Origin of the sequence: Streptomyces sp. NBC_01439 (assembly GCF_036227605.1) — a bacterium.
Classification (GTDB): domain Bacteria; phylum Actinomycetota; class Actinomycetes; order Streptomycetales; family Streptomycetaceae; genus Streptomyces.
Map to the genome: position 1 here is coordinate 265,217 of NZ_CP109487.1, position 26,844 is coordinate 292,060.

The 26,844-nt window shown below is 72.7% G+C and carries 22 protein-coding genes; 8 read left to right on the plus strand and 14 right to left on the minus strand.

Annotated elements, in window-relative coordinates; all coding sequences use genetic code 11:
* Positions 1-82 precede the first annotated feature (82 nt).
* The 3 genes from OG207_RS01310 to OG207_RS01320 all read right to left on the minus strand — a co-directional run bounded on the left by OG207_RS01310 (position 83) and on the right by OG207_RS01320 (position 2,700).
* Positions 83-1,468, minus strand: a complete 1,386-nt coding sequence (locus OG207_RS01310; RefSeq protein ID WP_329095035.1) for a pyridoxal phosphate-dependent decarboxylase family protein — start codon at positions 1,466-1,468, stop codon at positions 83-85.
* A 59-nt stretch (positions 1,469-1,527) separates the two neighbouring features.
* Positions 1,528-1,878 carry a hypothetical protein gene (locus OG207_RS01315; RefSeq protein WP_329095038.1) on the minus strand — a complete coding sequence of 117 codons (351 nt, stop codon included), beginning with the start codon at positions 1,876-1,878 and terminating at the stop codon, positions 1,528-1,530.
* A gap of 165 nt (positions 1,879-2,043) precedes the next feature.
* Positions 2,044-2,700, minus strand: coding sequence for a DUF4232 domain-containing protein (locus tag OG207_RS01320; protein ID WP_329095040.1), 657 nt, complete (start codon positions 2,698-2,700; stop codon positions 2,044-2,046).
* Positions 2,701-2,877: 177 nt separating this feature from the next.
* Between OG207_RS01320 and OG207_RS01325 the strand changes: the two genes are divergently transcribed.
* The gene (locus OG207_RS01325) at positions 2,878-3,732 is read left to right on the plus strand and encodes a hypothetical protein (RefSeq protein WP_329095042.1); all 855 of its coding nucleotides are present in this window, start codon (positions 2,878-2,880) and stop codon (positions 3,730-3,732) included.
* 42 nt (positions 3,733-3,774) lie between these two features.
* On the opposite strand, the gene OG207_RS01330 is transcribed toward OG207_RS01325, so the two are convergent.
* The 3 genes from OG207_RS01330 to OG207_RS01340 form a co-directional block, all read right to left on the minus strand.
* Positions 3,775-4,008, minus strand: a complete 234-nt coding sequence (locus tag OG207_RS01330) for a hypothetical protein (protein ID WP_329095043.1) — start codon at positions 4,006-4,008, stop codon at positions 3,775-3,777.
* A 137-nt stretch (positions 4,009-4,145) separates the two neighbouring features.
* Positions 4,146-4,646 carry a hypothetical protein gene (locus tag OG207_RS01335; RefSeq protein WP_329095045.1) on the minus strand — a complete coding sequence of 167 codons (501 nt, stop codon included), beginning with the start codon at positions 4,644-4,646 and terminating at the stop codon, positions 4,146-4,148.
* A gap of 65 nt (positions 4,647-4,711) precedes the next feature.
* Positions 4,712-5,713 carry an RNA ligase family protein gene (locus tag OG207_RS01340; protein ID WP_329095047.1) on the minus strand — a complete coding sequence of 334 codons (1,002 nt, stop codon included), beginning with the start codon at positions 5,711-5,713 and terminating at the stop codon, positions 4,712-4,714.
* A 127-nt stretch (positions 5,714-5,840) separates the two neighbouring features.
* On the opposite strand from OG207_RS01340, the gene OG207_RS01345 reads away from it, so the two are divergent.
* A complete protein-coding gene (locus tag OG207_RS01345) occupies positions 5,841-6,158 on the plus strand; it encodes an antibiotic biosynthesis monooxygenase family protein (RefSeq protein ID WP_329095048.1) in 318 nt (105 codons plus the stop codon).
* A gap of 40 nt (positions 6,159-6,198) precedes the next feature.
* Here OG207_RS01345 and OG207_RS01350 read toward each other — a convergent pair whose 3' ends face one another.
* From OG207_RS01350 to OG207_RS01365, 4 genes are all read right to left on the minus strand, one after another.
* Complete coding sequence (locus OG207_RS01350) at positions 6,199-8,886, minus strand: SpoIIE family protein phosphatase (protein ID WP_329095050.1); 2,688 nt, start codon at positions 8,884-8,886, stop codon at positions 6,199-6,201.
* A 123-nt stretch (positions 8,887-9,009) separates the two neighbouring features.
* On the minus strand, positions 9,010-10,818 hold the full coding sequence (locus OG207_RS01355) for a VanW family protein (RefSeq protein WP_329095052.1): 1,809 nt from the start codon (positions 10,816-10,818) through the stop codon (positions 9,010-9,012).
* 213 nt (positions 10,819-11,031) lie between these two features.
* A complete protein-coding gene (locus OG207_RS01360) occupies positions 11,032-12,468 on the minus strand; it encodes a lipase/acyltransferase domain-containing protein (protein WP_329095054.1) in 1,437 nt (478 codons plus the stop codon).
* An 11-nt stretch (positions 12,469-12,479) separates the two neighbouring features.
* Positions 12,480-14,672 (minus strand): CHAT domain-containing protein, encoded by a 2,193-nt coding sequence (locus OG207_RS01365; protein WP_329095056.1) that lies wholly within the window; start codon positions 14,670-14,672, stop codon positions 12,480-12,482.
* A 453-nt stretch (positions 14,673-15,125) separates the two neighbouring features.
* Here OG207_RS01365 and OG207_RS01370 point away from each other — a divergent pair, with 453 nt between their 5' ends.
* The 3 genes from OG207_RS01370 (at position 15,126) to OG207_RS01380 (ending at position 17,452) form a co-directional block, all read left to right on the plus strand.
* Entirely contained in the window at positions 15,126-16,421 is a 1,296-nt protein-coding gene (locus OG207_RS01370; protein ID WP_329095057.1) for a protein kinase domain-containing protein, read from the plus strand.
* 55 nt (positions 16,422-16,476) lie between these two features.
* Positions 16,477-16,860: a VOC family protein gene (locus OG207_RS01375; RefSeq protein ID WP_329095058.1), complete on the plus strand. Its 384-nt coding sequence runs from the start codon at positions 16,477-16,479 to the stop codon at positions 16,858-16,860.
* Between the two features lie 115 nt (positions 16,861-16,975).
* Positions 16,976-17,452: a MarR family transcriptional regulator gene (locus OG207_RS01380; RefSeq protein WP_329095060.1), complete on the plus strand. Its 477-nt coding sequence runs from the start codon at positions 16,976-16,978 to the stop codon at positions 17,450-17,452.
* A gap of 107 nt (positions 17,453-17,559) precedes the next feature.
* Here the strand turns inward: OG207_RS01380 and OG207_RS01385 are convergent, their stop codons facing one another.
* Complete coding sequence (locus OG207_RS01385; RefSeq protein ID WP_329095062.1) at positions 17,560-17,826, minus strand: hypothetical protein; 267 nt, start codon at positions 17,824-17,826, stop codon at positions 17,560-17,562.
* Between the two features lie 115 nt (positions 17,827-17,941).
* Here OG207_RS01385 and OG207_RS01390 point away from each other — a divergent pair, with 115 nt between their 5' ends.
* Positions 17,942-18,967: a sensor histidine kinase gene (locus OG207_RS01390; RefSeq protein WP_329095064.1), complete on the plus strand. Its 1,026-nt coding sequence runs from the start codon at positions 17,942-17,944 to the stop codon at positions 18,965-18,967.
* A 129-nt stretch (positions 18,968-19,096) separates the two neighbouring features.
* Here the strand turns inward: OG207_RS01390 and OG207_RS01395 are convergent, their stop codons facing one another.
* Positions 19,097-19,714, minus strand: coding sequence for a CGNR zinc finger domain-containing protein (locus OG207_RS01395; protein WP_329095066.1), 618 nt, complete (start codon positions 19,712-19,714; stop codon positions 19,097-19,099).
* 171 nt (positions 19,715-19,885) lie between these two features.
* Here OG207_RS01395 and OG207_RS01400 point away from each other — a divergent pair, with 171 nt between their 5' ends.
* Both OG207_RS01400 and OG207_RS01405 read left to right on the plus strand, forming a co-directional pair.
* Positions 19,886-20,626: a metallophosphoesterase gene (locus OG207_RS01400; RefSeq protein WP_329095068.1), complete on the plus strand. Its 741-nt coding sequence runs from the start codon at positions 19,886-19,888 to the stop codon at positions 20,624-20,626.
* 28 nt (positions 20,627-20,654) lie between these two features.
* Positions 20,655-21,278, plus strand: a complete 624-nt coding sequence (locus OG207_RS01405) for a LysE family translocator (protein ID WP_329095069.1) — start codon at positions 20,655-20,657, stop codon at positions 21,276-21,278.
* 107 nt (positions 21,279-21,385) lie between these two features.
* On the opposite strand, the gene OG207_RS01410 is transcribed toward OG207_RS01405, so the two are convergent.
* Both OG207_RS01410 and OG207_RS01415 read right to left on the minus strand, forming a co-directional pair.
* Complete coding sequence (locus tag OG207_RS01410) at positions 21,386-22,792, minus strand: M1 family metallopeptidase (protein WP_329095071.1); 1,407 nt, start codon at positions 22,790-22,792, stop codon at positions 21,386-21,388.
* A 106-nt stretch (positions 22,793-22,898) separates the two neighbouring features.
* Entirely contained in the window at positions 22,899-26,810 is a 3,912-nt protein-coding gene (locus tag OG207_RS01415) for a Pls/PosA family non-ribosomal peptide synthetase (protein ID WP_329095073.1), read from the minus strand.
* Positions 26,811-26,844 lie beyond the last annotated feature (34 nt).

The window sequence follows — 26,844 nt, forward strand, 5'->3', positions numbered from 1 at the left end:
GCGCGATCGAGGCGACCGCCGAAGGTGGTCAACGTCGCACGCGACATCGCGACCGGCAGGGGCGAGGAGCCGTGACCCGTCCTCATGTCCCGTCGGACGCGCGGCGGATCGCGTCGAGCGTGCGCGTGACGTCCTCCTCGGTCGTCGACCAGTTGCTCACCGAGATGCGCATGACGCGGCGGCCGTGCCAGGTGGAGCCGCTGATCCAGGCCGCGCCCTCGTCGAGGAGTCGGGCCAGTACCCGGTCGGTGCGTTCGTCGTCGCCGAACTCGGCGCAGACCTGGGTGAAGACCACGTCGTTGAGGACGGTCGCACCCTCGATCGCGGAGATGCCGGTGGCGAAGGCGCGGGCGTGCCGGCACAGCCGGTCGACGAGGTCGACCACTCCCGAGCGGCCGAGGGATCTGAGGACGGCCCATACGGTGAAGGCGCGTCCGCGGCGGGAGAGTTCGGGGACCTTGTCGACGGGGTCGCCGTGTTCGTGCTGGATGAGGTAGTCGCCGCGCTCGCCCATCGCCGACCGGAGGGCGGAGGGGTCACGGACGACGGCGAGGCCGCAGTCGTAGGGGACGTTCAGGGTCTTGTGGGCGTCCGTGGCCCAGGAGTCCGCCTGTGCGCAGCCGTCGGTGAGGTGTGCGTGGGCCGGGGAGGCGGCCGCCCACAGGCCGAAGGCGCCGTCCACGTGCACCCACGCGTCGGCCTCGCGAGCGGCTCGGATCGTCTCGGCGAAGGGGTCGAAGGCGCCGGAGTGGATGTCGCCGGCTTGGAGGATCACGAGGGTGGGGCGGGGACCGGGGGCGACACCGGGACCGCGGGCCAGCAGGGCGCGGCGCAGGGCCTCGGGGTCGATGCGTCCTTGCTCGTCGGCCTCGACGAGCTCGGGCCGGCCGAGCCCGAGGTAGCGCAGGGCCAGGTCGATGGACATGTGGCGGTCCCGGCCCGCGACCACGCGCACGGGCGGCCCGCCGACGAGTCCGTCGTGGGCCACGTTCCAGCCGGTGCGCCGCAGCACCGTGTCGCGCCCGGCGGCGAGGCAGGTGAAGTTCGCCATGGTGGCGCCCGTGGTGAAGCCGACGGCGCTGTCGGGTGGGAGACCGAGCAGGTCGAGCAGCCAGGCGCCGGCGATCTCCTCCGCCGCCGTGTACGCGGGCGAGACCGCGCGCATCACGCAGTTCTGGTCCCAGGCGCTGACCAACCAGTCCGCCGCGAGAGCGGCCGGCTCGGTACCGCCGATCACGAACCCGTAGAAGCGGCCGCTGGGGAAGGCGGTGAGCCCCGGCTCACAGGCCGTGGCCAGGAGGTCGACGACATCGGCGGGCGCGCTGGGCGCGTCGGGCAGCTCGGCGCCGAGCGCGCGCACGATCTCGTCGACCGAGGCGCGGGCGGGAACCGGGCGGTCGGACAGACTGGACAGCCAGCGGACGGCGTGGCCGTGCGCCTGTCGGAGCGCCGCCTCGCGCTCATCCATACCTTGGACTATGGAACAGGGCCCGCCCGCCCGCAAGCGGCGGGCAGGAGGGCGCAGGGTCAGTGGATGACGCTGAAGCTGCGCCAGGGCAGGCTCACGGGGGCCGTGACGTTCGAGAGGGTGGTGGCCACGTAGATCCCGTCGGCCTTGTCGGTCTTCTGGCAGTCCGGTGTCCGGTACAGGACGATGTCGACGAGGGTGTTGTTCTCGACGTGCGTGGCCCCCTTCGGGATGCCGATCTTGTGGCAGCCGACGACCAGCGTGTTGGAGTAGCTCAGCTCGACCGGCGAGTCGTGTCCGCGGAAGGTCAGCACGCCGACGGTGCTCCGGCCCAGGCCCGAGCAGGCGCTGGCCGTCAACAGCAGTGCTGCGACGCCCACGATGGTGCTGATACGTCGGCTGTGGGACATGGGCTCGGTCCTCGTCTGTGCGGTGGTGACGGTCCTTGTCCACAGCCTGACCCGGCGGGGCGCGGCCGGCCTGCGTTGCTCGGCCGACTGGATGAGGGCGGACCTGCGGTGAACGTGCGGCGGACCGTCACCCCGCGCCGGCGGGCCGGCGGGCCGGCCACAGCACTAGAGGCTCAGCGCGTCCTCCGCGTTGTTCATCCAGGCGGTCACGGAGTTCTTGTCGGGCGAGACGTACAGGCCGGGGGTGGACGCCTTCAGCGGCGTCTGCTTCAGGTCGGACTCGGTGCTCATCGTCAGCGCGATGGAGTTGACGGTCTTGCCCTTGCCGTCCTTCGCGCCGCCCATGAGCCCGGCGTAGGCCGACTGGCCCGGTTCCAGCCGGAGCGCGTCCTCGATGCCGGGGGCCGCGCCCCGTTCCGTGGCCTGGCCGTCCAGGTCGCCGAAGGTGACGACCGGGTGCCCGAGCGCCCTGCACGCCGTGGTCCCCTTGTTGGTGATCTTCAGCAGGTAGCTGCTGGTCGTGGGCTCGGCCAGGGTCGCGGTGAACGTCACGTCGAACGTGCTGCACGGGAAGACGTCGAAGTCGGGGTCGGTCGAGCCCGACTTCGGCGGCTTCGACGGCGTCGCGGTCTTCTTCGGCGCCGCGGACTTCGACGGACTCGCGCTCGGGACGGCGGTCGCGCTCCCGCTGGGGCCGGCCGTCGGGCTCGCGCTCGGCGTCCCGGACCCGCCCGCCGCGCCGTCCTCGGTGGGGCCACAGGCCGTCAGGGCCAGTGCGGATACGGCGGCGAGGGCGATGGCGGCCTTGCGTACGGTGCTCATGATGGTGGACCCCCTGGGGAATGCGCGGAACGCGCCGGGCTGGGCCGGTCTCTGGCTGAGCACCAGCGTCCCGTAGAAGCTTCACAGCTTGGTGACGGCGCGTCGTCGGATCGACCACGGTTGCGGCCGGGGCCGGTCCGTGCCGTGCCGTGCCGTGCCGCCCTTAGCATCTGGGTCATGGGGATATCGCAGGAGAACGGCCGGTCCGGCGCGTGGCGGGTCACGGTGCGGGCGCGGGGGCGCGGGGCCGGTCTACCGCCGGGTGGCCCCTCCCGTCCTGCGGGTCGGCCGCTCGCCCGACGGCAGGACCTGCGGATCCACGGCACGCCCGGGAAGATCAGCTGTATCGACGGCTCGGGCCGCACCCGCTGGACCGCGTCCTGCTCCGGCGTGCCCAACGCCGCCCACATCTCCGGCGGCCGGGTCCTGGTCACAACGGACTCCCTCGCGTACACGGCCTGGGGCAACCTCGGCCCGGCCGCGCTGCTCGACCTCGCGGACGGCAGCCGGGTCGCCGAACTGCGGGGAGCACGCGGCGCGGCCCTGGGCGGCGGCCGGTTCGTACTCGGCCTGGAGGGCTACGACGCCTTCGACACCTGGGCGTACGACCGCGACGGCACCCTGTACGACTCCTGGCGCAGCTACGGGCACTACGTCGTCGGGACCGGCATCCGCGTCGTCGAGACCGACCGCAACATCCCCACCAGCAGCCGGGTGGTCCGGCTGCTGCCCGGTGGCACCGTGGAACGCGGGCCGTCGCTCTGCGACCCGCAGACCCCGGAGCCGCTCGTCCTCACGGACGGCACCGTCCTGGTCCTCGACGCCGGAGTGTTGCGCGCCGTCGGCCGCCGGCTGGAGGACACGGTCCTCGCCGAGCTGCAGGCCATCGATCCCGAGGAAGCGTGGCGCTACCACGGCTCGCTCCACCGCGCCGGCGACGACATCACGGCGACCATCACCGAACAGCATCCCGACCAGCCCGGCAAGTACGGCTACCGGACCTGGACGCTCACCCTCCATCAGGGCGGATGAGCCCGAGCGCACCCGGTACCGCGGGGGCGGCCGGGTGGGCCGTCAGTTCGCCACCACGGTCAGTACGGCCGAGACGACCGTGACCGCGGACGCGGCGACCATCCAGTTCCGGGCCCGGCCCGCCAGCACCGGGATCCCGTCAGGGTCCGCGTCGGCGTCGGCCTCCTCCGATTCCTCTCCCGGCCTCCGCAGGCGCGGACACGACCGGCAGGCCGGATCGTGGACCAGTGTGTCGAGCCAGACGACACCGTCGAGCGGCGCCCGAGCGAACAGCATCCCGTCAGATTCCATAACCGGACAACGCCATGATCCGCATCAGGCCACTGCCGGCGGCCGGACCGAGGCCCAACCGTTGCCGACCAGCCGATCACACAATGAGTTGAGCACACCGGAGGGCCGCGGTGCGCGCCGGGTCAGCGGCCGCGGCGGTGGTCGTAGATGGTGAGGCAGAGCGCCTTCATGGCGGTCTCCGCCCGCCCCGGGTCCGCGCCGTGGTCGATGGCTTCGAGGGCGGCGGCCGCGGAGTTCCGCACCGGGTACGGCAGGCCCTCGTAGGCGGAGATGCGGTAGGCCATCGTGCGGCGGGCCTCCCGCTCGGCCTCGCTCACCCCGTCGGGGGTGAGCGGAAAGACGGCGGCCTGGTAGGTCGCGATGCAGACGAGCGCGGCGTCGGCGAGGCCCTCGGCGTAGCCGTCGGCCGGGGCGTCCCGGTCCTCGGGCTGGAAGAGGGCGAGGACCTGCCGGCGGGAGAAGAACGATCCCAGCCCGGCGCCGAGACCGGCCACGGCCGCGAAGACCACGGCCATCAGCCGGCCGGACAGGAGCAGGCCGAGGCAGGCTCCGGCGACCGCGCCGCACGTCACCAACACGAAGGTGATCATCAGGTGGATGCGCGCGCCGAGCTGGGGCTTCATGGCAGCAGTATGCACAGTGCCGCCTGCGCCGGAGGAATCCGGCGACCGTCCCCGCTCCGCTGGTGTCAGGCGCGGCGGTCGGCGGCGTCGAAGCGGGCCAGGGTCAGCGCTCCCGCGTGCAGGGATTCCTCCAGTGCGCGGTGCGTCGTCCCGTCCAGGCCGCCCAGCGCCTGCGCCACCTCCTCGGTGGCGTCCCGGGCGATCTCGGCGGCCAGGTCGCCCGGCGGGGTGCGCGGGCCCAACTTGCTCACGGCTGAAGCGGCCCGGGCCGGGGTGAGCAGGCCGGTGCCGTGGGCGAGCAGCCAGCCGGGAACTCCTGCCGCACCTTCGGCGGGCGCCCGGTAGGGGCGCGAGCCGTCGAACCGCTCGTCCTCGGCGAAGGCTGGCTGCTTGAACTTGGCCATGGGCCGCCCGGGCTCGCGGGATCCGTCGGCGGGTTTGACGACGAGGCCCTCGGCGAGGTTGTCGGGCAGCGCGGGCAGACCCAGCAGTGCGGGCAGCCGGGTGGGGAAGACCGCCGGCAGCTCCTGGAGGCGCCCGAGCGGGCCTTCGGCGAGCAACGGGACGCAGAGCAGACCCGCCTCGTCGGCCGCCGCGCGCAGCGTCCGGTCCCCGACCCAGTACGGGCCGTCGTCGTCGGTGACGGTGGCGTCGAAGGGGAGCCAGAGGAGTTCGGGCGCGTACCAGACGCCGGTCTGGACGGGCTCCGCCGCCGGCGTGGCGGTTACATCGGGGTGGGGGTATCGGCCGCCGGCGAGTTCGCCGTAGACGGTGACGACCGCGGAGGCCGGGGCTCCGGCGTCCTCGCGCAGGCGCTGCGCGCAGCGGGTCGCGGCGACCGCCAGCGCGGGCCAGATCCGACCGACCCCGAAGAAGTCGTCCAGCCCGCCGTCCGCCAGGAGTTCGCGCCGCTTGGCGGGGTGCGCGCCCGACGCGTCGCACACGACGGCGAAGTTGGCGCCGTGGATCTTCTCGTGGGCCACCCAGTTCCGCCCGCGGGCCTCTCCCAGCCGGGTGTTCGCGGGGATCTTCGGATACGGGGTCCAGGGGCGGGGTTCGGGGTGCACCAGGTGATGGTAGCGAGCGCGTCCGCGGAGGTCCCCGGGTTTGTCCTGCGCATGCTCGGCGGGGTCTGCGGGACTCCCCTTAGGGTGGCGGGGAAGATCCACATCCTGATGCGGGAGGTATCCAGTCGTGTTCGCCGTGATCTACCGGTGGCGGCTCCGGCCGGGCATGGAGCAGCAGTTCACCGACGGCTGGCACCGGGTGACCGCGGCCATCCGCGCGCAGTGCGGCAGTTACGGGTCCCGGCTGCACCGGGCGGACGACGGTACCTGGGTGGCGTATGCCCGCTGGCCCGACGAGGAGGCGCGCGCACGCTGTGCGGCGGCCGACCCGCAAGGGGTCGCGATGATGGTGGGGGCGATCGCGGAGCGTCTGCCGGAGACCCGGATGCAGATCGTCGACGACATGCTCGCGGAACCCGGCGGCGTCCCGGGCACGGCGCCCTGACCGGGCGCCGGACGCGGTCGTGGAGCACGTGCTCGTGACGTCAGATCGGGTCCGCGTCCAGGAAGGCCGCGAGGGCGGCCTCGGTGCCCCCCGCGGCGCCCGGCAGGGCCAGCTCCGCCCAGATGACCTTGCCCTCGGGCGTGTACCGGGTGCCCCAGTGTTCGCTGAGCTGCGCGACCAGGAACAGGCCGCGTCCGCCCTCGTCCGTGGTGGCGGCGTAGCGCAGGTGGGGGGCGGTACTGCTGCCGTCCCACACCTCGCAGGTCAGGTTGTGGTCGTGGAGCAGGCGTACCCGTACGGGTGCGCTGCCGTGCCGCAGGGCGTTGGTGATCAGCTCGCTGAGGATCAGTTCCGTGGCGAAGCCGAGGTCCGTGAGGCCCCACTCGTCGAGTTTCTTCGCCGCGGCGTTGCGCATGGCGCCCACGGCGCTCGGCTGGAACGGTACCTCCCACTGGGCAACCCGGTCCGGGCCGAGCGTCCGGGTCCGGGCGATGAGCAGGGCCACGTCGTCGGTGGGCCGGGGCGGCAGCAGCATGTCGAGCACGGCCCGGCAGCTCTCGTGCGGGTCCCGGTCGGGGTGGCTGAGGGCCGCGCGCAGCAGTTCGAGTCCCTCGCTGATGTCCCGGGTCCGTTCCTCGATCAGCCCGTCCGTGTAGAGGACGAGCTGGCTGCCTTCCGCGAGGTCCAGCTCCGCGGTTTCGAAGGGCATGCCGCCCAGCCCCAGTGGGGGTCCGGCCGGCAGCTCCACGATCTCCGTCGTGCCGTCGGGGGCGACCACCAGGGGTGGCAGGTGGCCGGCCCGCGCCATCGTGCAGCGCTGGGACACGGGGTCGTAGACGGCGTACAGGCAGGTCGCGCCCAGTACGCCGCCGTTCACGTCGTCACCCTCCCCGTCGTGGTCGATGCGCTGTACGAGGTCGTCCAGGCGGGCCAGGATCTCGTCGGGCGGCAGGTCGAGGGAGGAGAAGTTGTGCACGGCCGTGCGCAGGCGCCCCATGGTGGCGGCGGCGTGCAGGCCGTGCCCGACGACGTCGCCGACGACCAGCGCGACGCGGCAGCCGGCGAGGGGGATCACGTCGAACCAGTCGCCGCCGACCCCGGACTGTGCGGGCAGGTAGAAGTGCGCCACGTCCATGGCGCTCTGCTCGGGCAGGGCGCGCGGCAGCAGGCTGCGCTGGAGGGTCACGGCGAGGGCGTGTTCCCGGGTGTAGCGGCGGGCGTTGTCCATGCTGACCGCGGCGCGGGCGACGAGTTCCTCGGCCAGGGACAGCTCGTCCTCGTCGAAGGGCTCCTGCTTCTCCGACCGCCAGAAGTTGACCACGCCGAGTACGGCGCCCCGGGCCATGAGCGGGGCCGCGATGAGGGAGTGGATGCCGTAGTCCACGATGGCCTGGGCGCGCGGCGGATCCTGTGCCTGCCAGCCCGGCGCGTCGGCCAGGTGGGGCACCAGCTCGGCCCGGCCAGTGCCGTAGCCGCGCGCCTGGGGGGTGGAGGGCAGGAAGTCGATCAGCCTGCCGACCGGGTAGAGGGGATGGTCGGAGCGGATGCCGTAGACCGCGGTGCGCCGCATGTCGGAGCCGGCGCGGGGCTCCTCGCCGTCGATGACCTGGTCCGCCAGGTCGACGGTGACGAAGTCCGCGAAGCGGGGGACGGCCACGGCGGCGAGTTCCTCGGCCGTGCGCACCACGTCCAGGCTGGTGCCGATGTCGCCGCCCGCGTCGTACAGCAGTTTGAGGCGCCTGCGGGCCGTCTCCGCCCGACTGGTCAGGACCTGCATCTCGGTGGAGTCGCGGATGGTGATGGCGGCGCCTTCCGGGCGGCCGCGGGGGTGGGTGGGCCGCTGGTTGACGACGAGCAGCCGGTCCCCGCTCTCCAGGACCTCGTCGGTGGCCTCGCGGCCGGAGAGCAGCAGGTCGGACATCCGGCGGTCCAGGCCCGGCACGTCGGCGATGAGGCGTCCGTCGGCGTCCTCCGGGAGTCCGAGCAGGCGTTTGGCCTCGTCGTTCGCGAGCAGGAGCCGGCCCTCGCCGTCAGTGATCAGCACCCCTTCGCGCACGGCGTGGAGCACCGCGTCGTGGTGCTCGTACATGCGGGTCATCTCCTGCGTGCCGAGCCCGTGGGTCTGGCGGCGCAGGCGTCTGCTGATGAGCGCGGTCCCCACGGTGGCCAGGGCCAGGCCGGTGGCGATGGCCAGGAGGATGACCGGGAGCTGACGGTCGACGACGCCGGTGACGTTCTTGACCGTGAGGCCCGCCGAGACCAGCGCGTTGACCTTGCCGTCGGGGCCGGTGACCGGCACCACCGCCTGGATCTCCTTGCCGAGCGGGCCGTCGACGCTCTCGGTGTGGACCTGGCCCTTCAGCGAGGGCTCGATGGTGCCGACGAATCGTTTCCCGATGCGGTCCGGCTGGGGATGGCTGTACCGGATGCCGTTGGTGTCCATCACCACGATGAAGTCCACCCCGGCGGCCTTGCGCGTGGTCTCGGCGAGGGGTTGGAGCGTCTTGGACGGGTCGGACGTCTTCAGGGTGTCCTGGAGGCCCAGGGAGTGGGCGAAGGTCTGGGCCACGGACACCGACCGGTTGCGCGCCTCGCGTTCGGTGTCGTGCCTCGACTGGAGGACCAGGGCCAGCAGGGCCCCGGCCGCGAGCAACACCACGATCGCCACCTGGAGGACGAATACCTGTCCGGCGACGCTCTTGTTCCGGTTGCCTAGAGGTGACCGCACCGACGTGCCCGGCACGGGTGGCGAGGAATGGTCACGAACCCAGTTGTAGCACTTCCGGGCGTCCGCGGCCCCCGACATGCACGGTAAGCGTCCGGATTGTCACACCTGGTCCCCCGGTGACGTTCAGTCGGCGTGCTGCTGGGCCTCGGTCCGGACGCCGTTCACGGCGGCGGGGGGCGGGGTCTGCGAGGGCCCCGGGGCCTGCGGAGTGGCTCCCGGGGTGGCGCCCGGGGTGGCCCCGGGCGAGGCCTGCGGCGCACCCTCCGGGGTGCAGGTGACCTCGTCGCGCGGCGTGTAGTGGGTCTTGTAGTCCTCGTGCTTGACTTCCTTGCCGCCCTGGACGAAGGTCCGGCCGACGGTGACGTCGAAGCCTTCCAGGGGCGTCTGGACCTCGCAGGTCTCACCGCTGCCGGTCCGCTTGCCGGGCGGCGTGATGTTGGTGCGCGGGCCCTTGGTCGCACGTATCTCGTCGTACTTCTTCGTACCGAGGAAGGAGATCGTCAGCGAGGTGTCGGTGGACCGGGCCTGGATGTAGAGCGGGTGGCCGGAGTCGTTGATCCAGCGCAGGTCGAGGGTGCCCCAGGCCACGGTGGCTTCCCGGCCCTCGGGGTAGCGCTCGATGTAGAAGGAGTGCGCGCCGTGCTCGACGGGCTTGACGCCCGCGAAGAACGCGGCGTTGTACATGGTGGTGGCGACCGCCGAGACACCGCCGCCGGGCGATTTCACGAACTGGCCGTCGTTGATCATGATCCCGTCGACGAAGCCGTTCTCGGGGGTGCGCTCACCGACCGTGCGGTTGAAGCTCCACTCCTGCCCCGGCATGACGACGGAGCCGTTGATGAGCTCCACGGCGCGGCCGATGTTGGTGGTGCGGTACGGGGCGGCCGGGAATTCCACGGTGAAGGAGGAGACTTTCTCCTTGATCCCGAGGCGCCGCGCGTCGTCGGCGCTGAGCTCCGGCTGGACCGCCACCGTGGCGACCTCACCGCTGCGGGCCGGGCCGGTGCGGGTCAGCAGCGGCAGCACGGCCCGGCCGAGCGCTTCCTGGGTGACCTGTCGTCCCGTACGACCCTGGTCGGCGATCACGACGCGGCCGTCCGCAGCGAGGCCGGGCACGGCGTTGCGCGGCGTACGGGTGACCTCGTCGATCGTGGGCGCCACGGCCGGGTCCGCGAGCAGGCCCTTGGAGTCGAGGGCGGGTGCGAGGCGGCCCTGCCCGTCGGCCTTCATCTTCAGGTGCTCGCCGAGGACGGCGGGGGTTATGGACATGCGCCGACCGGCGACGGTGAGCGTGACGGGCCCGGACATCGCGGGCTCGGCGAACTGCCGCATGGCCCGTCCGGTCTCCTCGGCGCCGACGCGGGGCTCGGTGCGGGCGACCGGGAGCACGACGGGGCCCGTGTGCGGACGCAGGTAGGCGTCGCGGAGGGTGCCGAGGGCCTCGCCCTCGACGAGGGAGACGCCGGGGAGCGGGGTGACGGCCTTCGCCGCGCCCTCCTCGAACGCGATCGCCCCGTCGCGGACGTGCTGCTCTGTGGTCTCGCCGAGACGGTCCACCGCGGCACGGGCGGTCTGCTCGTTCATCCTGATCACGGGCGCCACGTCGTGGCTGCCCGAGGCGAAGAGGCTGCCGATGACGGAGCCCGGGCCGTAGCCGGTCCGTACGGCGCGGTCGACGGTCGCCTCGGTGTCGAGGGAGAACCCGAACGCGGCGGGGTCGGCCTTCTCCACCCGGTCGCCGATCTTCACCGCGATCGGCGCCGCGGCGGCGGGCCCGAGCTCCCGGGTCAGGGCCCGGCGCGCCTCGGCCCGGCTCATGCCGCCGAGGTCCACCCCCAGGACCCGGGTGCCCTGGTCGATGTCGCCGCCGACCGCAAGGGCGGTTCCGTAGAGACCGCCCAGCGCGAGCACGACGGCTGCTCCCGCCGTCACCGGCAAAGCGATCCGTCGGTTGACCGTCCAGCTGCGCACGCGTCCCATATCTCTCCCGTGGCGCCCACCGGTCCCTCAGGTGGCGCGGGCCGCAAGGCAGCCATATACGACAATTACGGGAAATAATGATCCCTGCCGAATGCTCGATTTGGGGATGAATGTAATCGTTGTCACGATTCTTGTGCCGGCGGAGGCCCGCCGGGAGCGGGGGCCTCAGCCCCCCGTCACGCGGGTGCCGTCCGTGCCGTCCGGTCCGGCGACGACGAAGACGTCGGACAGCGGGGCCGTGTCGGCGCCGGCACTGATCAGCAGGTCGTACGTGCCGGCGGGCAGCACGCCGATGTCGACCCGCTGCCGCCGCCGCGCCACCGTGAGGTCGCGGGCGACCACCGACCGGCCGGTGGTCCGGACGGTCACGGAGAGTCGCGCCGGCACCTCGGGGAGTGCGTCCTCGCTGAGCGCGCTGATGGCCCCGACCTCGCAGACGACGGGTTCGTCGGCGAGGTAGAGGTCGTCACCGAGGTAGCTGAACCACGAGGTCACGGCGGCGCGCAGGTCGTCGATGCGTACGTCATGCAGGGACTGGAGGATGCCGCCGAGGTGGTCGAGCATCGCGTCCTGGTTCTGCAGGCTCCCGTGCTTCTGCGGGACGAAGGTACGGGCGTCCTCGGTGCCGGAGAGGGCTGCGGAGAGTTTGGGCACCGTGCCGTCGCCCCCCTCGTCCGCGTCCCCGCGGAGCATCAGCGTCTCGACCTTGTGGTCGATGAGCCGGGCCGACTGTCGGGTGGGCTGGTCCATGCCGACGATGGGGTGGTAGACCACCTGGTTGGACTCCCAGGCGGATTCCTTCCGGTTTTCGGTGGCCGCCTTCTCCATCTCGTCGAAGAAGTCGGTGAGGTGGCTACTCCACTGCGGTTGCCAGCCGGGCAGCCCGGCCTTGGTCGGGGTGGCCGCCTCGCCGTCCGGCCCGTACACGCACTTGTAGACGGGTACGAGCTGGTGGAGGGCGGGGAAGGAGCGCAGGAGGCGCGTGAGGTCCTTCTCGAACGGACCGAACCGCTTGTGGAAGCCGTTGCACAGGAACTCGACGGCGTTGAGCGAGCCGTAATAGGGGGTCCCGAAGGTGACGATGGCCCGGGTGTCCTTCCAGCCGCCCAGCACCTCGACGAAGTAGCGGGAGACGAGCCCGCCCATCGAGTGCCCGATCAGGACGAGCTGGGCCGCGGAATTGCCGCTCGCCCCGCGCCAGTCCCGCAGCCAGGTGGCACTCTGCTCGGCGAGCCTGCGGGCGGCGGCCCGGTTGTCGCGCCGCCAGTCGTACGGGAAGGGGAAGTAGTTCCGGCCCTTCTGCAGGTCGAACCGAGCCAGCAGGAACTTCTCCATCGCCGTGTATCCGTCGATCTTCCACAGTCCGGGCAGGGTGTGCAGATCGGGCACCAGGCGGTCGGCGGCGACGCCGTCGCCGAGATCGTCCACGAGCCAGTCGTCCGCACCGAGCTCCAGGGACTCCAGCGAGCCGCCCAGGCTCGCCAGCGCACCCAGTACCGCCGAGGCGGAGGGCGCCCACACGTCCTTGCCGTTCCTGGTCAGCACGCTCCCTCCGATACCGGGGAGCAGTACGACGACATCGGCCATCGGCATCTTGGCCATGAGCGGACCTCCTAGCTGCCCCCTGGTCGCACGAACGGATCGGCCGCGTCCCCGTAGTGCTGGTAGGCGGCCCAGGAACTCCAGCGCTGCCCGCTCGGCGTGACGTCCGGGCCCTGCGGGCCGTTCGGACCGCCCGGGCCGGCGGGACCCTGCTCCGGCTGCCCCGCGGCGCGCAGCCCGTAGAGGCGCCTGCGCGCCGCGCGGACGGCGCCGCCCACCGTCGGGGTCGCCTCACCGGACCCGCCCTGGAACAGGTGCGTGTAGAACTGGTCGGCGAAGGAGATCCCCTGGTCGTCGGGGATCCGCCAGGCCGCCCCGATGTAGTGCCCCACCCCCATGCGCAGGAACTCGTCGGCGAGACTCGGCACGAGCGCGGCCTGCGGGTTCCCCCAGGGGGTGCGGCCGGCGAGACCGGGCGCTCCGGGCGGGGCGCCCGGGACGGCGGCGGCGCCGAGTCGGGCCGTGTAACAGGCATTGGCGACGACGATCAGTGGCGGGCGTTCGAGCAGGGCGAGTTCCTGGGCGGTCAGCAGGCCGTCCGCGAAGACCCAGCCCGAGCGCCGTCCGGTACCGGAGAGGTCGAAGGCGCTGTGCCCGCAGTAGTGCACGATGTGGTTGCCCCCGCACAGCAGCACCCGCAGCACGTCCAGGCGCCGGGCGGGATCGACGCCCGGCTGGCGCAGCGCGTTCGCCGCGCCGACGAAGAGGCTGACCTTGGCCCCGAGCTCCTTGAGCCGGGAGGCCACCGCGAGGGCCTCCTGGCGGGCTCCCGGCAGGTGGAAGCCCTTCTCCGGGTCTCCCGGGTCGCCGATCACCAGAGCGCGCAGCGGTCCGTCCGCCAGGCCCTCGGTCATCACCCGCGAATAGGTCGTGCGCAGTTGCCTGGACAGCTGGGTGCGGATCGCGAGGGGATCGCGCTTGTCCACGCCCGCCTGCTGGATCTCGGCCAGGAACTCCCAGGGGACGGAGGCCGTGTCCCGGTCCAGTTCCAGCAGCACCGTGGAGTCGTCGGTGAGCAGCCGCTGGAAGTCCGGCGGCACCACGAACCGGGACAGCAGGTCGGGCAGTTCGCTCGCGTCCTTGACGCTCGGTTCCGTCAGCCGGTCCACGAGTTCCCGCAGCAGGTCCATGTCCACCGGTACCAGCCGTTCCGGTACGGTGGCCCGCCCGGTCAGCGCCGCCCAGCGCAGGCCGCCGACTCCGGACTGGACGGACATCCGGACGGGCACGGCGTCGTCCTGGCCCTCCGCCGGCCTGCGGACGGTCAGGGACAGCTCGGTGCGTTCCACCGAGGCCAGGTCCGCCAGCTGCTCGCGGATCTTCTCCTGGATGTCGGCGTCGAAGCCGGCGAGCACGGTGTGCAGGACGTCCGCCCCGGCGGGCGGGCCGGGGCCGCCCGGGGTGCCGTCACTGCCGTCACGGGCGGCCGCGCCCGTCGGCCCGGCGAGCTTGGTCAGCGCCGACAGGGCGTACACCGCGGCGGAGGGCCCGAACAGTTCGCCGCCGCTCTCCTCGCGCAGTCCGGGGACGATCCGTACCTGCGGGAGCTTCGCTGCGGAGTCCGTGAGCGCGAGGTGGAGCTGCTCCGCGCGCAGCCTGTCGACCTCCATGAGGAGTACGTCGGTGAGCCGGGGCGGCGGTGCCGGCGGGCCCAGCGGCGCCAGGGCGTCGGCGAATCCCCGGACGATGGCGCGGGCCGCCTGTTTGACGGTCAGATTGCCCGTGCCCGAACCGATGAGCACGGTGGCCATGGTCCCGACGTGGCCGAGCCCGAGCGCTTCGCCGAGCAGGGAGGCGTACAGCTGGACGGCGCGGCGCTCCGTCAGGGTGCCCATCGGTCCCATGCCGACGACGGCCGCGCAGCGCACGGAGCCCTCCTTGCAGGGGAAGTACGTGACTTCGCCCAACTGGGCTTCGACCCAGCCGAGCTTGGTGTGCTCGGTGATGGTGCGGCGGGGTTCGACGGAGATGGCCCGGTCGAGTGCGAGTTCCGCGGCCGCGGGCACTACCGACTGGTAGTGACCCGTGACGTGCAGATCGGCCGCGATCTGCGCGATGTCGCCCCAGATCACGGTGATGTTGAGAGTTGGACCATCGGTGCGCGGCGGTCGGTCGGGGGCCGGAGCGGGAAACCGAGCGGGCGGGTTCGAGGCCGTCGGTACGTCCTCCAGCAGGTCAGCGATGCGAGCGGCGGGGGTGCTCACCACGCTCCTCCTTTAGAGTCGCCCGAGCTTCTCGATCCGAGTGCGTCACATCTCTCTCCCCGACTGGATTATCCCACTGACGGGGCCCGGTCGTCGCGCGGTGCGCCCGGCCGGGTCCGGGGCCAACGGGCCTGCCGACCGCGGGGCGCCACCTGCGGCTGCTCGCGGGTGCGGCGTCCGCGCCCGCCGGGCCGATCCCGCCGGGACACAAGGGGGCTGATGTCGCATTGCGGGGTGGGCACACGGGGCAAGAGGGGCATCAACTCGGCTTCCCTCGCTTCGCATTGCCCTCCCAGGATCATCAGGGTTAGATTCCTGGAAACTTCTCCAATTTCGAGTGGGGCTGGCTGACGTGTTGGAGCTGACGGGGAGCGGGGCCGAGCCGCTGGAGGCGGGGGATCCGCGCCGCATCGGGTCGATCCCGCTGGCGGGCCGGCTCGGGGTCGAAAGCAGTTGAGCGGCGCCACCGATGTGTTCGCGCTGGGCTCCGTACTCGCGTACGCGGCGTGCGGTCAGCCGCCGTTCGGCGACGAGTCGGGGCACGGAGTGCTGTACCGGATCGTCCACGAGGAGCCCGATCTGGAGCCGTTGCGGGAGTTGGAGCCAAACCTCGCCGAGCTCGTCGCGGCCTGCCTCGACAAGGATCCCGAGGGACGTCCCACCGCCGCCGAACTCCTCGAACGTGCCCGCCTGCACGGCCCGTTCGCCGCCCCGCTGTGGCCGGGGGCCGTCACCGAGCGCCTGACCGAGCGGGCCGCCTTCGCAGCGAACGCACCGGAGGCCGACGTACCCACCGTCCCGCTCACCGGTGAGCACCCCGAACCTGAGCCGGAACCCGAGTCGGAGCCCGAGAAGGACCCGGCTCCGGCGATCCCCGCTCCCCCGGTCACGGCCCGGCCGGAACGGACCGCGCCCCGCCGCCGCACCCGCGTCCTGCTCGCCGTCGTGCCGGTCGTCGTGGTCGCGGGCTGTACGACCCTCGCCCTTCAGCACCTGCCGTACGCCTCCGCGCCGCGGGCCGGAGCCGGGAACTCACCGTCCGCCCCGGTCACGGCGCCGGTCGACCCGACGGCATCGACGACCGCCGCGGGACCAGCAGGAACAGCGGGCGCCAGCCCGTCGGGTACGGCGTCGCCGGCGCAACCGCCCGCCCAGGAACCGGGAGCGGCCGCGGCCGCCGGGGGCGCAGGCGGCCCCGGTTCCGGAACCGGCCCCGGGCCCCTCCCCGGCGGCGGTACCCAGCCCGGTTCGAGCAGCGCCGGGAACTCCGACAACCCGGCGAACGGGGGCGGATCGGGCAGTATGCGCCCCGGCGGCACCGGCGGGGCCGGCGGCAGCGGCGGGACGTCCACGGCGCCCACGACCCCGCCGCCCCCGGCGCCTCCCGCTTCCGGCACCTACCGCTTCCGCAACGGCAACAACAGCCAGTGCATCACGCAGGTCTTCGGCGCTTCGGACTCCGGCGACTGCGCGGACGCGAGCGCCCGGTGGACCGTCCAGAGCAGTCCGGACGGCAGCTTCAAACTCGTCAACCAGCAGGGCGGGGGCTGCCTGTACGCCAACATGCTCGGCCAGGCCGTCTTCGTCGGCGACTGCTCCCAGGGCACCGCCCGGTTGTGGCGGACGGGGTCGGGCGGCAGCCTCCGCAACGACTTCAGCGGGGGCTGTCTCGACCTGGGCATGAGCAGCGGTCTCGTGACGAAGACGTGCGGCGGGGAGGCGTCGCAGCGCTGGACGAAACAGGGCTAGCCGACCAGGGCGAACTCGGTGGCGGATGCAGAGATGGTCGGGCAGGGTGAGCCTCATGGTCTCAGTGGTGCAGAACGTGGCGATCGACTGTTCGGATGCGTATGAACTGGCTCTGTTCTGGAGCGAAGTGACGGGTTGTCCGGTGTATCCGCAGTCCAAACCAGGCGACCAGGAGACGCTGGTGATGCTCGCCGAGGGCCCGGTGCTGTACTTCAACCAGGTGCCGGAAGCGAAGACGGTCAAGAACCGGATCCACCTGTGCCTGAATCCGACGACCTCGCGCGAGGAGGAGGTCGAGCGGCTGTTGAAGCTCGGAGCCACCCTGGTCATTGACCGTCGGGAGCCGGACGGTACGGGCTGGGCGGTTCTCGCCGATCCTGAAGGCAATGAATTCTGCGTCCTGCGCAGCGAGTCCGACCACGCCGCGACGCCTTCCTGAGGCACCCGCCCCGCCCTTGCCCTCAAGCACGCTTGAGGGCATACGGTCTCCGCACGGCCCGCACACCGTGCAGGCCATGCAGACCGTGCGCCGAAGTACCGTGAAGGGGCATGACATGACGACCCAGCAGATGTCCGACGTCGAACTCGCCGGCCAGCCCGCCGCCTACTGGACCGGGATCGCCTACGAGGCGCTCATCGCGTTCACCCGGGCCCGGATGACCGAGAAGGGCCACACCCAGCCGCAACTCTGGCTGCTGCGCAATCTGTCGGCGAACGACATCTCACCCGACGGCAAGGGGATGACCCTGCCCGAGCTGCGGTTGGCCATGGCCTCCTACATCCGGCGCGAGGACGATCTGGCGGCGGAGGCCGAGGACCTCCTGGAGCGCGGCTGGCTGACCCGGGACCCCGAGGACCGGCTGTGGCTCACCGAGGAGGGCGAGCGGGCCCGCATCGATCTCGCGCGAGGCGCCCCGGCGATCCGTGCCGCCCTCCACGAGGGCGTCGACGACGCGGACTACGTCACCACGCTGAAGGTGCTCCAACAACTGATCCACAACGCGGCCGGGCCGAGCACGCACTCGCGGTAGCCGTCGTGCCGGCAGGGTCACCGCTCGTCCGTGCCCAGCCATTCCGCGAGGGTGTCGTGCAGGCGCTCAACCTGGGCCCGATCGAGGATCACGGTCGCCCGACCCGGTCAGCCGTCCGGGCAGGCCCCGGCGGACTGGGCGAGGGACACGCGCAGGTACTCCACCGGCAGGCCCTCCGCCGTCGCCAGGGCGCCTGCGGCAGCCACCTCCCGGTTCCGGACTCCGGGATGACAGTGATTCGGTACCGCGGCGATCTCCAGCCGGCCCGCACGCGGGTGGTCGTCCGCGGGATTGACGTGCGACCCCTGGTAGACCAGCGGTGCGCCTTCGTCGCCGTCCTCGGCGAGCAACAGCCAGGTGGCGAAGATCGACATCGGTCCTCCCTCAACAGGGTCTCGGTTCGCGACCGCCGCAGGCTACGTCACTACCCGGCCATCGGGCGCGTGGGTGCGGAGGGACCGGGTGGGTGGATGATCTAATCTGCGCGCTATGTGGTCTCCTCTCCTGCGCATCCCCGCCGTTCCCGGCAGGGCAGTGCTCCTGCTGCGGTCCCTCGCAGCCTGTGCGCTCGCGGCCGCGGCCTGGGCTGACGTACGCGCCGGAACGTTCACCGGACCGGCGTCGCAGGGCCGGCTCGCGCTGTCGGCCACCGCCGTGGGCGCGGTCCTCGTCGCCCTGCCCCTGTTCAAGGAGGGCTGGTCGTACGTCTACGCCGGGGGCGCCGCCGCCACCGTCTCACTGGTCTGCTCCGCGGCCGTGCACGTGAGCCACGCAGCCATCGGCGTCTCGTCCGCATACGGGGCGTTCGAGCCGGCCGCCCTCCTGGTGGTGCTGGCCTTCGTCGCCCGGCGCGGCCCGGCGGCCTGCGCCGCGCCGGTCGCGCTGCTGCTGGCGGCGGCCGTCGTCCTGCGGCCGCTGTCCGTCGGCGTGCAGGAGGGCAGCCTGGCCGTCGCGTTCGGCCTCACCCTGGTCACCGTCCTGGTGGCGGGGGCGAGCGTGACCGCGCGGATGGTGGAGGCGGACCGGCGGCAGCGCGCACACCGCATCCGGCTCGAACAGCGGATCGACCTGGCCAGGGACCTGCACGACCACCTCGCCCACCACGTGGCGGGCATCGTGGTGCAGGCACAGGGCGCCAGGGCGGTCGCCGCCAGGCGGCCCGACATGGTCCTGCCCGCTCTGCAACGCATCGAGGAGACCGGAGCGGAGGCGCTCGCGGCCGCCATCCTGCACCGGGTGACGGTGGAGTCCCTCACCAACATCCGCAAGCACGCCCGCCACTGCCGCCACGTCAGCGTCCACGTGCGCGTCCGTCCCCACGAGGCCGCCGTGCGGATAACCAGTGACGGGACGGCCCGCCTGACCTCCCGCCCGGGCTACGGGCTGAAGGACCTGCGCGAACGCGTCACCCTGGGCGGCGGCACCTTCCGGGCCGAGCCCACCGCCGAGGGCGACTGGCAGGTACGGGCCCGGCTGCCGCTCACCACCCCCGGGGGGCGCTCGGTCGCCTCCTAGAGCAGCAGGAAGCCCTGGTGGTGGAGGGCAACCCGGATGGCGCCGCCCGCTGGCCCCGCTCGAGCCCGACCCCGGTACCGCGACCACGGCGCGGCCGTCTCGGCGCGGCCCCGGGGTTTCCCCGAGCGATCAGGACGGTGCGGAACCGCCGTCGACAACCGTGCGCTGACGCCTGTAGTGGCGGGCTGCCCGGGCGCGGTTTCCGCACGACGGCTTGCACCACTCCTGCCGCCCGTGGCTCTTGAGGAAGTAGCGCACGCAGCGGGGTGCGGTGCAGGATCGCAACTGCGTGCGCTGCGGGCCGCTGAGAAAGTCGATGGCGGCTCGGGCCAGGGCCGCGACGAGCCGAACGTGCGGATCGTTCTCCGCCGACAGCAGTCGGGCGGTAGGGACTCCTCCCACGGGCCAGGTGATTTGCGGGGCAACCGGTTCCCGCGCGGCAGCCGCATTGAGGTGGGCCATTGCCCGGTCGACGGTCATCAGGCGATGGGCGTCCGCCGGGCTGGGGGGAGCGGGACTGACCACTCGGGCGAACAGGGCCCGCACTGCCTGCCGAAGTTCGATGATCCCGAGCCTGAGGCCCTCATCCGCTGCGAGTCCTCCCACCGGAAGGTGGCCGGCCAGCAGATCCCCCTGCTCGTGGATCCAGCGCGTCGTCCCCTGGACCGTGGCGAGGTCGTCGGCGACGCCGCCGTCTCCGTCGTGACGGATCGTGCTCGCCAGTTCCAGTGCCAGCCAGCGCTCCACGAGGCATCCCCTTCCCATTCGGTGCCCGGTCGTCAGCCACTTGATCACATCCCTGCGCACACCCTAAAGTCCCTAACGGTAAACAAGAAACTTCCGTTAGAACTGGGGTGGGTTCAGACGCCTGCCCCAGCACAGGAGGCGGCTGAGCCCGCCATGGGAGGCGACTGCGGAATGACCCTGCTTGCACAGATCAGCGACCTGCACCTGGACGGCAGCGAGAGGGCGACCCGACGCGCCACCCGCGTCATGGACTACTTGCGAGCCCTGCCCCACCCGGTTGACGCGCTCCTGGTCACCGGGGACATCGCCGATCACGGCGAGGAGGCCGAGTACGAGGAAGCGGTCCAGATCCTGTCCGCCCCCTTCCCCGTGCTCACCTGCCCCGGAAACCACGACGCGCGACCGGCCTACCGCAAGGCCCTGCTCGGAGGGGCGCCCGACCACGGCCCCATCAACCAGGCCCACGACGTCGCCGGCACCACCATCCTGATGTGCGACTCCACCATCCCGGGCCGCGACGAGGGACGCCTCGACGCCCACACGCTCGCCTGGATCGACACCACCCTCACCGCGCTGCCGCAGGACACCCCGGCACTGATCGCCTTCCACCAGCCGCCGGTCGAACTCCATCACCCCCTGCCCGACTCCGGCATGCTCGAAGAGCCCGGGCAACTGGCCGACTTGCTCGACGCGCACCCGCAGGTCGTCGCCGTCCTCACGGGCCACGCCCACACCGCGGCCGCCTCGACCTTCGCCGCGCGTCCGCTGATCGTCGGCCCGGCCATCACCTGGACCCTGCGCATGCCCTGGGAGGGCGACAGGGCCGCGGACCGCGACCAGCCGCCCGGCCTCGCGTTCCACGTCCTGTCCGACGACCGGCGCCTGACCACCCACTACCGCGTCGTGCTCTGATCCCCCGCTCGCACGATCGGGAGGCATCGTGGTCCGTCCCTACGCCGTCGCCGGGTTCCTGGTGGCGCTCCTTCCGCTGATCGCCACCCCCGGAGCCAGCCTGGCCCTGCTGATCCAACACGTCACCGACAGCGGCCGCCGCCAGGCTCTTCCGGTCGTCCTCGGCACGGTCACCGGCCTGTACGTCCACGCCGCCCTCGCCATGGCCGGCCTGTCAGCCCTGGTCATGCACTCCAGCCTGGCCTTCACCGCCGTCAAACTGATCGGTGCCGTCTACCTCATCGGCCTCGGCGCATGGACCTGGCGTTCCGCCGCCCCGAACGCCGCACCCGTCCCCCACCGCCCCTACCCGCCGACGGGGTCGGACTCCGTCTACGCCCAAGCGTTGCTCGCCAACGTCCTCAACCCGAAGGCGGCAGCCATCTACTTGACCCTGGTCCCCCAGTTCATCGCACCGCGCCAACCCTTCGGCGGCCAGATCCTCACCTTGGCCACCGCCCACGCGCTGCTGATCGCAGTCTGGCTTACCGCCTGGACCTTCCTCATCCTGCGCGCCGCACACGCCCTGCACGGACCCCGCTTCAAGCGAACTGCCGCCAAGGCCACGGCAGCGGTCCTCATCGCCCTCGGCATTCGGAGCGCCGTGACGTAGGCGGACAGGACGCTCCGTCAAGGGCGTTGCAGCAGCCTCGGTCTCGGGCAGCGGCCGGAACGGGCCCGTGACGGCCGCCTGTGGCGCGCGCCGCTGCCCGACAGCGGCTAGGTCGAGGCCTTGCCCCGACCGCCCTTGGAGCCGCCGTTCGTCGGCGGGTATCCGGGCCTCGCCGGTATCGGGGGCCGGGGCGGCGCCGGCAGGGGCGGGAGGGCCGGCTGGTGGAGCCAGGCGGTGAACAGGTCGTCCAACGGTTCGGCCGCGTAACGGGCCGCGTGGTGGGTGAGGGCCACGGTGGACACCACCCCGTGGCGGTGGACCGTGGCCCAGTCCCGCAGCATGCGGAAGAACGCGCCGTCGCCCAGCGCGCAGCGGATCGCGTGCATGGTCAGGCCGCCGCGCTGGTACAGGCGGTCGTCGAACATCAGCTTGCGGCCGGGGTCGGCCAGGCGCAGGTCCTGCGGCTGCGAGGACAGCAGCCGGTGTGCGGCGGCCGCCAGTTCGTGCGCGGTGCGGCCGCCGGAGCGTTCCGACCAGAGCCATTCGGCGTACTTCGCGAAGCCCTCGTTCAGCCAGATGTGCCGCCAGTCGGCGATGGTCACGCTGTTGCCGAACCACTGGTGCGCCAGCTCGTGGGCGATGAGGCGTTCCGAACCGCGGACGCCGTCCACGTGGTTGGCGCCGAAGGTCGACAGGCCCTGCGCCTCCACGGGGACGTCCAGTTCCTCGTCGGCGACGACCACCACGTACTCGCCGAAGGGGTAGGGCCCGAAGAGTTCCTCGAACAGGCGCATCATGGCGGGCTGCCGGGCGAAGTCGCGGGAGAACCGCGCCAGCAGGTGCGGCGGCACGTGTGCGCTCTGCGGTACGCCGCCCAGTCCGGGGTCGCCGAGGAGCACCGTCTGGTACATGCCGATGGACAGGCCGACCAGGTAGCTGGAGGTCGGCGCGGACTGCTCGTAGACCCAGGTGGTCGTGCTGGCCTTCGTCGTGCGCGTGAGCAGTCGGCCGCCGGCCACGACCGCGTAGGGGGACGGCGTGTTGACCGAGATGTGGTACGAGGCCTTGTCGGCGGGCCGGTCGTTGCACGGGTACCAGGAGGGCGCGCCGACGGGCTGGCTGGCCACCAGGGCGCCGTCGGTCAGTTCCTCCCAACCGAGGCCGCCCCAGGGGCTGCGCACCGGTTTGGGGTTGCCGGCCCAGTGCACCTCCACGGTGAAGGCGGAGCCGGCGGGCAGGGGCTTGGCCGGGCGGATGCGCAGCTTGCCGCCGCGGTGGGTGTAGTGCGGGGCCCGGCCGTTCACCAGGACGCGGCCTATTCTGAATTCGGCCAGGTTCAGGTGGAACTCGGTGAGCGGCGCCCGCCCGGCGATCGCGCTCAGCCGGGCCGTGCCGGCGAGCCGGTTGGGGCCGGGACGGTACTCCAGAGCGAGTTCGTACCGGTGCACTCGGTAACGGGAGTCGCCGTTGGCCGGGAAGTACGGGTCCGATGGCTCTGTTCTCTGGCCGCTCACTGCCGCTTCCGCTCCCTGCGCTGTGCTCGTACGACGTGCCGGTGTGCCGACGTACCGGTGGTGTGCCGGTGCCGCCCTGCTGCCTGCCGCGGCGCGGACGGCCCGGTCAGGACCGCCACGCCTCGATCGGGTTGCCCAGCCAGCGGGTGTCGGCGGGGACGGATTCCCCGGCCATCACGAGGGATGCGGGGCCCAGTGTGCTGCGGGCCCCCACCGTGCTCCCGGGCAGGACGATTCCGCCCGGGCCCAGGGTGGCGCCCTCACGGAGCACCACAGTATCCGTCCTCAAGATCCGGTCGTGGAAGAGGTGCGTCTGCAACACACAGCCGCGGTTCACGCTGACCCCGTCGCCCAGCACGACCAGGTCCGTCTCGGGCAGCCAGTAGCTCTCGCACCACACGCCCCGACCGATCCGGCCGCCGAGCGCACGCAGCCACAGGGACAGCACCGGCGTGCCGGGCACCGATCCGGCCAGCCACGGCACGGCCAGTACTTCCACGAAGGTGTCGGCCAGCTCGTTGCGCCACACGAAACCGCTCCACAGCGGGTGCTCCCCGGTCCGGTGCCGGCCCACCAGCAGCCATTTGGCGGTCACCGCGACCGCGCAGGCGGCCCCTCCGGCGGTGAGCAGGACCGCTCCGGAGAGCAGCGCGGCTCCCCAGATCCCCGGACCGCTCCACGTGATCAGCGCACAGAGCGCTGCCGCGGTCAGCACGGCCAGGGCGACCGAGCAGAACACGGGGAGGAGTCGGCACAGCTCCACCAGCCCGCGCGCCCACAGCAGCCGCGCGGGCGGCTCGTACGTCCGGCTCTGGTCGGCGTCGGCGGTGGACCGGGGCAGCCGCACCGGTGGGAGCCCCAGGTAGGAGCTGCCCTTCTTGGCCTTCTTGGGGGTGGCGGACAGGACGCCGACCAGTCCGTCGTCCGGCACGGTGCGGCCCGGGGCGGTCATGCCGGAGTTCCCGAGGAAGGCGCGGCGGCCGATCTCGGAGTGGCCGATGCGCATCCAGCCGCCGCCGAGCTCGTAGGGGGCGGTGAGGGTGTCGTCGGCGAGGAAGGCGCCTTCGCCGACGGTGGTGAGGCTGGGCAGGGCGAGCACGGTGGACACCTCGGCGCCCCGGCCGATCTTCATGCCGAGCAGCCGCAGCCAGACCGGTGTGATCAGCCCTGCGTACAGCGGGAAGAGCGTCTCGCGGGACAGGTCCATCAGCTGGGTGACCGTCCATGCCTGCCAGCCGACCCTGCTGTGCGTCGGGTGGGTTCCGGTCCGCAAGCCCAGGCTGAGCAGGCGTACGGAGACCAGCAGTAGGGCCGCGTACGCGAACCCGAAGGCGAGCGCCGCGGGCACCACGGCGAGCAGCGCTCCGCGCAGGGCTTCGGTGAGCCCGGCGTCGGCGGGCACGAAGCGGCCGGCGACGAGCAGGGCGGGCAGGGCGGCGAGCACGGGCAGGGCCGTGAGGCCGAAGCCGGCCGCGCCGTAGGCGGCCCGCCAGGGGAGTCCGCGCGGTGGGCGTTCCCCCGGCCAGTTGTGCTTGGCCTTGCCGAGTTTCCCGGCGGGTGCACCGGCCCAACGCTGGCCGGTCGGGACCTGTCCGACGACGGCGGAGCCGGGGGCCACCTCGGCGCGCTTTCCGACGCGCGCACCGGGGAAAAGAATGCTGCGGGTGCCGACGACCGCGCCCGCGCCGACCTTGATCGCGCCGATCTCCAGGTGGTCCCCGTCCAGCCAGTGGCCGCAGAGGTCCACCTCGGACTCCACGGCGCAGCCGCGGCCGAGTTTGAGCATGCCCGTGACCGGGGGCAGGGAGTGCAGGTCCACCTCGGGGCCGATCTTGGCGCCGAGGGCCCGACCGTAACGTTCCAGCCAGGAGCCGGTGAGGGAGGTGGCGCCGGCGCATTCGGCCAGTCGCTCGGCCGTCCACAGCCGCAGGTGCACGCTACCGCCGCGCGGGTGGCGTCCGGCCTGTACGCCGCGCAGCAGCAGGCGGGCGCCGCCGGCCGCGATCGCGAGCCGGCCCGGCGGGCTGAAGAGCAGCAGCGCGCCGGCGGCGACGAGCCACCACGAGGCGGTCGGCGCCCACGGGAAGGTCCCGAAGCCGTGCAGGACGTTGCCGAGGGTCAGCAGGACGACCGTCCAGCGCAGGCCGATCAGGGTGAACAGCGGGAGCAGCAGGAGCGACTGCGCCACCTGGGAGCGCAGCGGGACCGGTGCGACGGTGCGGGCCGCTCCGTCGTCCTGGACGGACTTCTCCAGGTGCCGGGCCAGCTTGCGCAGGGTGGGCTGCTGGTAGATGTCGAGGACGGCCGCGCTCGGGTAGCGGGTGCGCAGCCGGGTGGTGAGCTGGGCGGCGGCGAGGCTGCCGCCGCCGATCGCGAAGAAGTCGTCGGAGGCGCTGGTGACGGTGACCCCGAGGGTCTCGCTCCACTGTTCGGCGAGCCAGGCCTCGGTCCCGTAGAGCTGCTCGGTGGGTCCGGAGGTCTCCAGGCCGGGCAGCGGCCAGGGCAGCGCGTTCCGGTCGACCTTGCCGGAGGTGCGGGTGGGCAGCTCAGCGACGGGTGCGAGGAGCGGGACGAGGGCGGCGGGCAGCTCGGCGCGCAGCCGGGTGACGGCCGCCGCGTGGTCCCAGCCGTCCTGGGTGACGAGGTAGCCGACGAGGAGCTGGTTGCCGCTGCGCGCGGTGCGGACGGCGGCGGCGGCGCCCGCGACCCCGGGCAGGGCCTGGAGCGCGGCGTCCACCTCGCCGAGCTCGATCCGGCGGCCGCCGAGTTTGATCTGCTCGTCGGCGCGCCCGAGGAAGACCAGGCCCTCCGGTTCGGCACGTACGAGGTCGCCGCTGCGGTAGGCGCGCTGCCAGCCGAGGGATGCGAGCGGGGCGTACTTCTCGGCGTCCTTCTCGGGGTCGAGGTAGCGGGCGAGGCCCACGCCGCCGATCACGAGCTGGCCGCTGCCGCCCATGGGCACCGGTTCCCCGGACTCGTCGACGACGGCCAGTTCCCAGCCGTTCAGCGGGAGGCCGATCCGGATCGGTTCCTCGCCGGTCAGGAGGGCGGCGCAGGCGACGACGGTGGCCTCGGTGGGTCCGTAGGTGTTCCAGACCTCGCGGCCTTCGGTGACCAGGCGCTGGGTGAGCTCGGGCGGGCAGGCCTCGCCGCCGAAGATCAGCAGCCGGACCTCGCCCAGGTCTTCGGGCTCCCACAGCGCGGCCAGGGTCGGCACGGTGGAGACCACGGTGATCTCCTGGTCCACGAGCCAGGGGCCGAGGTCGGCGCCGCTGCGCACCTGGGAGCGGGGTACGGGCACGAGGCAGGCGCCGTAGCGCCAGGCCAGCCACATCTCCTCGCAGGAGGCGTCGAAGGCGACGGACAGTCCGGCCATCACGCGGTCGCCGGGGCCGATCGGCTCCTCGGCGAGGAAGAGCGCGGCCTCGGCGTCGACGAAGGCGGCGGCGCTGCGGTGGCTGACGGCGACGCCCTTGGGCTTGCCGGTGGAGCCGGAGGTGAAGATGATCCACGCGTCGTGCTCGGGGCCGGGGCGGGAGGCGGCGGCGCGGGCACCGGGCTCCGCGGACCGGCCGGAATGGATGCGCTGTCCGCCGCCGAGCACCGCCCGGACCCCGGCCTCGCCGAAGACCAGGTCGGCGCGCTCGTCCGGGTCCTCGGCGTCGACGGGTACGTAGGCGGCGCCTGCGGCCAGGACGGCGAGGACGGCCACGTACAGCTCGTTGGTCCCGGACGGGACGCGGACGCCGACCCGGTCGCCGAGTCCCACGCCGGCGGCCGCGAGGGCCCGGCGCCGGCGCTCGACCTCGACGGCGAGCGCCCGGTAGGTCAATCGGGTGGTTCCGTCGTCGAGGGCGAGCTCGTCGGGGTACGTCCGTACGGTGGCCTCGAAGACGTCGACGAGGGTGCGGGTGGGGGCGGCGGGCCCGGCGGTGAAGCGGGCGGACTTGCCGGACTCCTCCGGCGTCTCCCCGTCGTCGAGCAGAGTGAGTTCACCGCGCTCAGGTGTGACTGCCATCGGCCCTCGCGTCTCGATCCCGGCAGCATCCGGG

Bases quoted from the DNA above. Each gene is read 5' to 3' on its own strand.
- OG207_RS01390 (WP_329095064.1), top strand. From the start codon at position 17,942: ATGTGGTCTCCTCTCCTGCGCATCCCCGCCGTTCCCGGCAGGGCAGTG.
- OG207_RS01385 (WP_329095062.1), bottom strand. From the start codon at position 17,826: ATGTCGATCTTCGCCACCTGGCTGTTGCTCGCCGAGGACGGCGACGAA.
- OG207_RS01380 (WP_329095060.1), top strand. From the start codon at position 16,976: ATGACGACCCAGCAGATGTCCGACGTCGAACTCGCCGGCCAGCCCGCC.
- OG207_RS01315 (WP_329095038.1), bottom strand. From the start codon at position 1,878: ATGTCCCACAGCCGACGTATCAGCACCATCGTGGGCGTCGCAGCACTG.
- OG207_RS01330 (WP_329095043.1), bottom strand. From the start codon at position 4,008: ATGCTGTTCGCTCGGGCGCCGCTCGACGGTGTCGTCTGGCTCGACACA.
- OG207_RS01335 (WP_329095045.1), bottom strand. From the start codon at position 4,646: ATGAAGCCCCAGCTCGGCGCGCGCATCCACCTGATGATCACCTTCGTG.
- OG207_RS01375 (WP_329095058.1), top strand. From the start codon at position 16,477: ATGGTCTCAGTGGTGCAGAACGTGGCGATCGACTGTTCGGATGCGTAT.
- OG207_RS01310 (WP_329095035.1), bottom strand. From the start codon at position 1,468: ATGGATGAGCGCGAGGCGGCGCTCCGACAGGCGCACGGCCACGCCGTC.
- OG207_RS01320 (WP_329095040.1), bottom strand. From the start codon at position 2,700: ATGAGCACCGTACGCAAGGCCGCCATCGCCCTCGCCGCCGTATCCGCA.
- OG207_RS01400 (WP_329095068.1), top strand. From the start codon at position 19,886: ATGACCCTGCTTGCACAGATCAGCGACCTGCACCTGGACGGCAGCGAG.
- OG207_RS01415 (WP_329095073.1), bottom strand. From the start codon at position 26,810: ATGGCAGTCACACCTGAGCGCGGTGAACTCACTCTGCTCGACGACGGG.
- OG207_RS01325 (WP_329095042.1), top strand. From the start codon at position 2,878: ATGGGGATATCGCAGGAGAACGGCCGGTCCGGCGCGTGGCGGGTCACG.
- OG207_RS01360 (WP_329095054.1), bottom strand. From the start codon at position 12,468: ATGGCCAAGATGCCGATGGCCGATGTCGTCGTACTGCTCCCCGGTATC.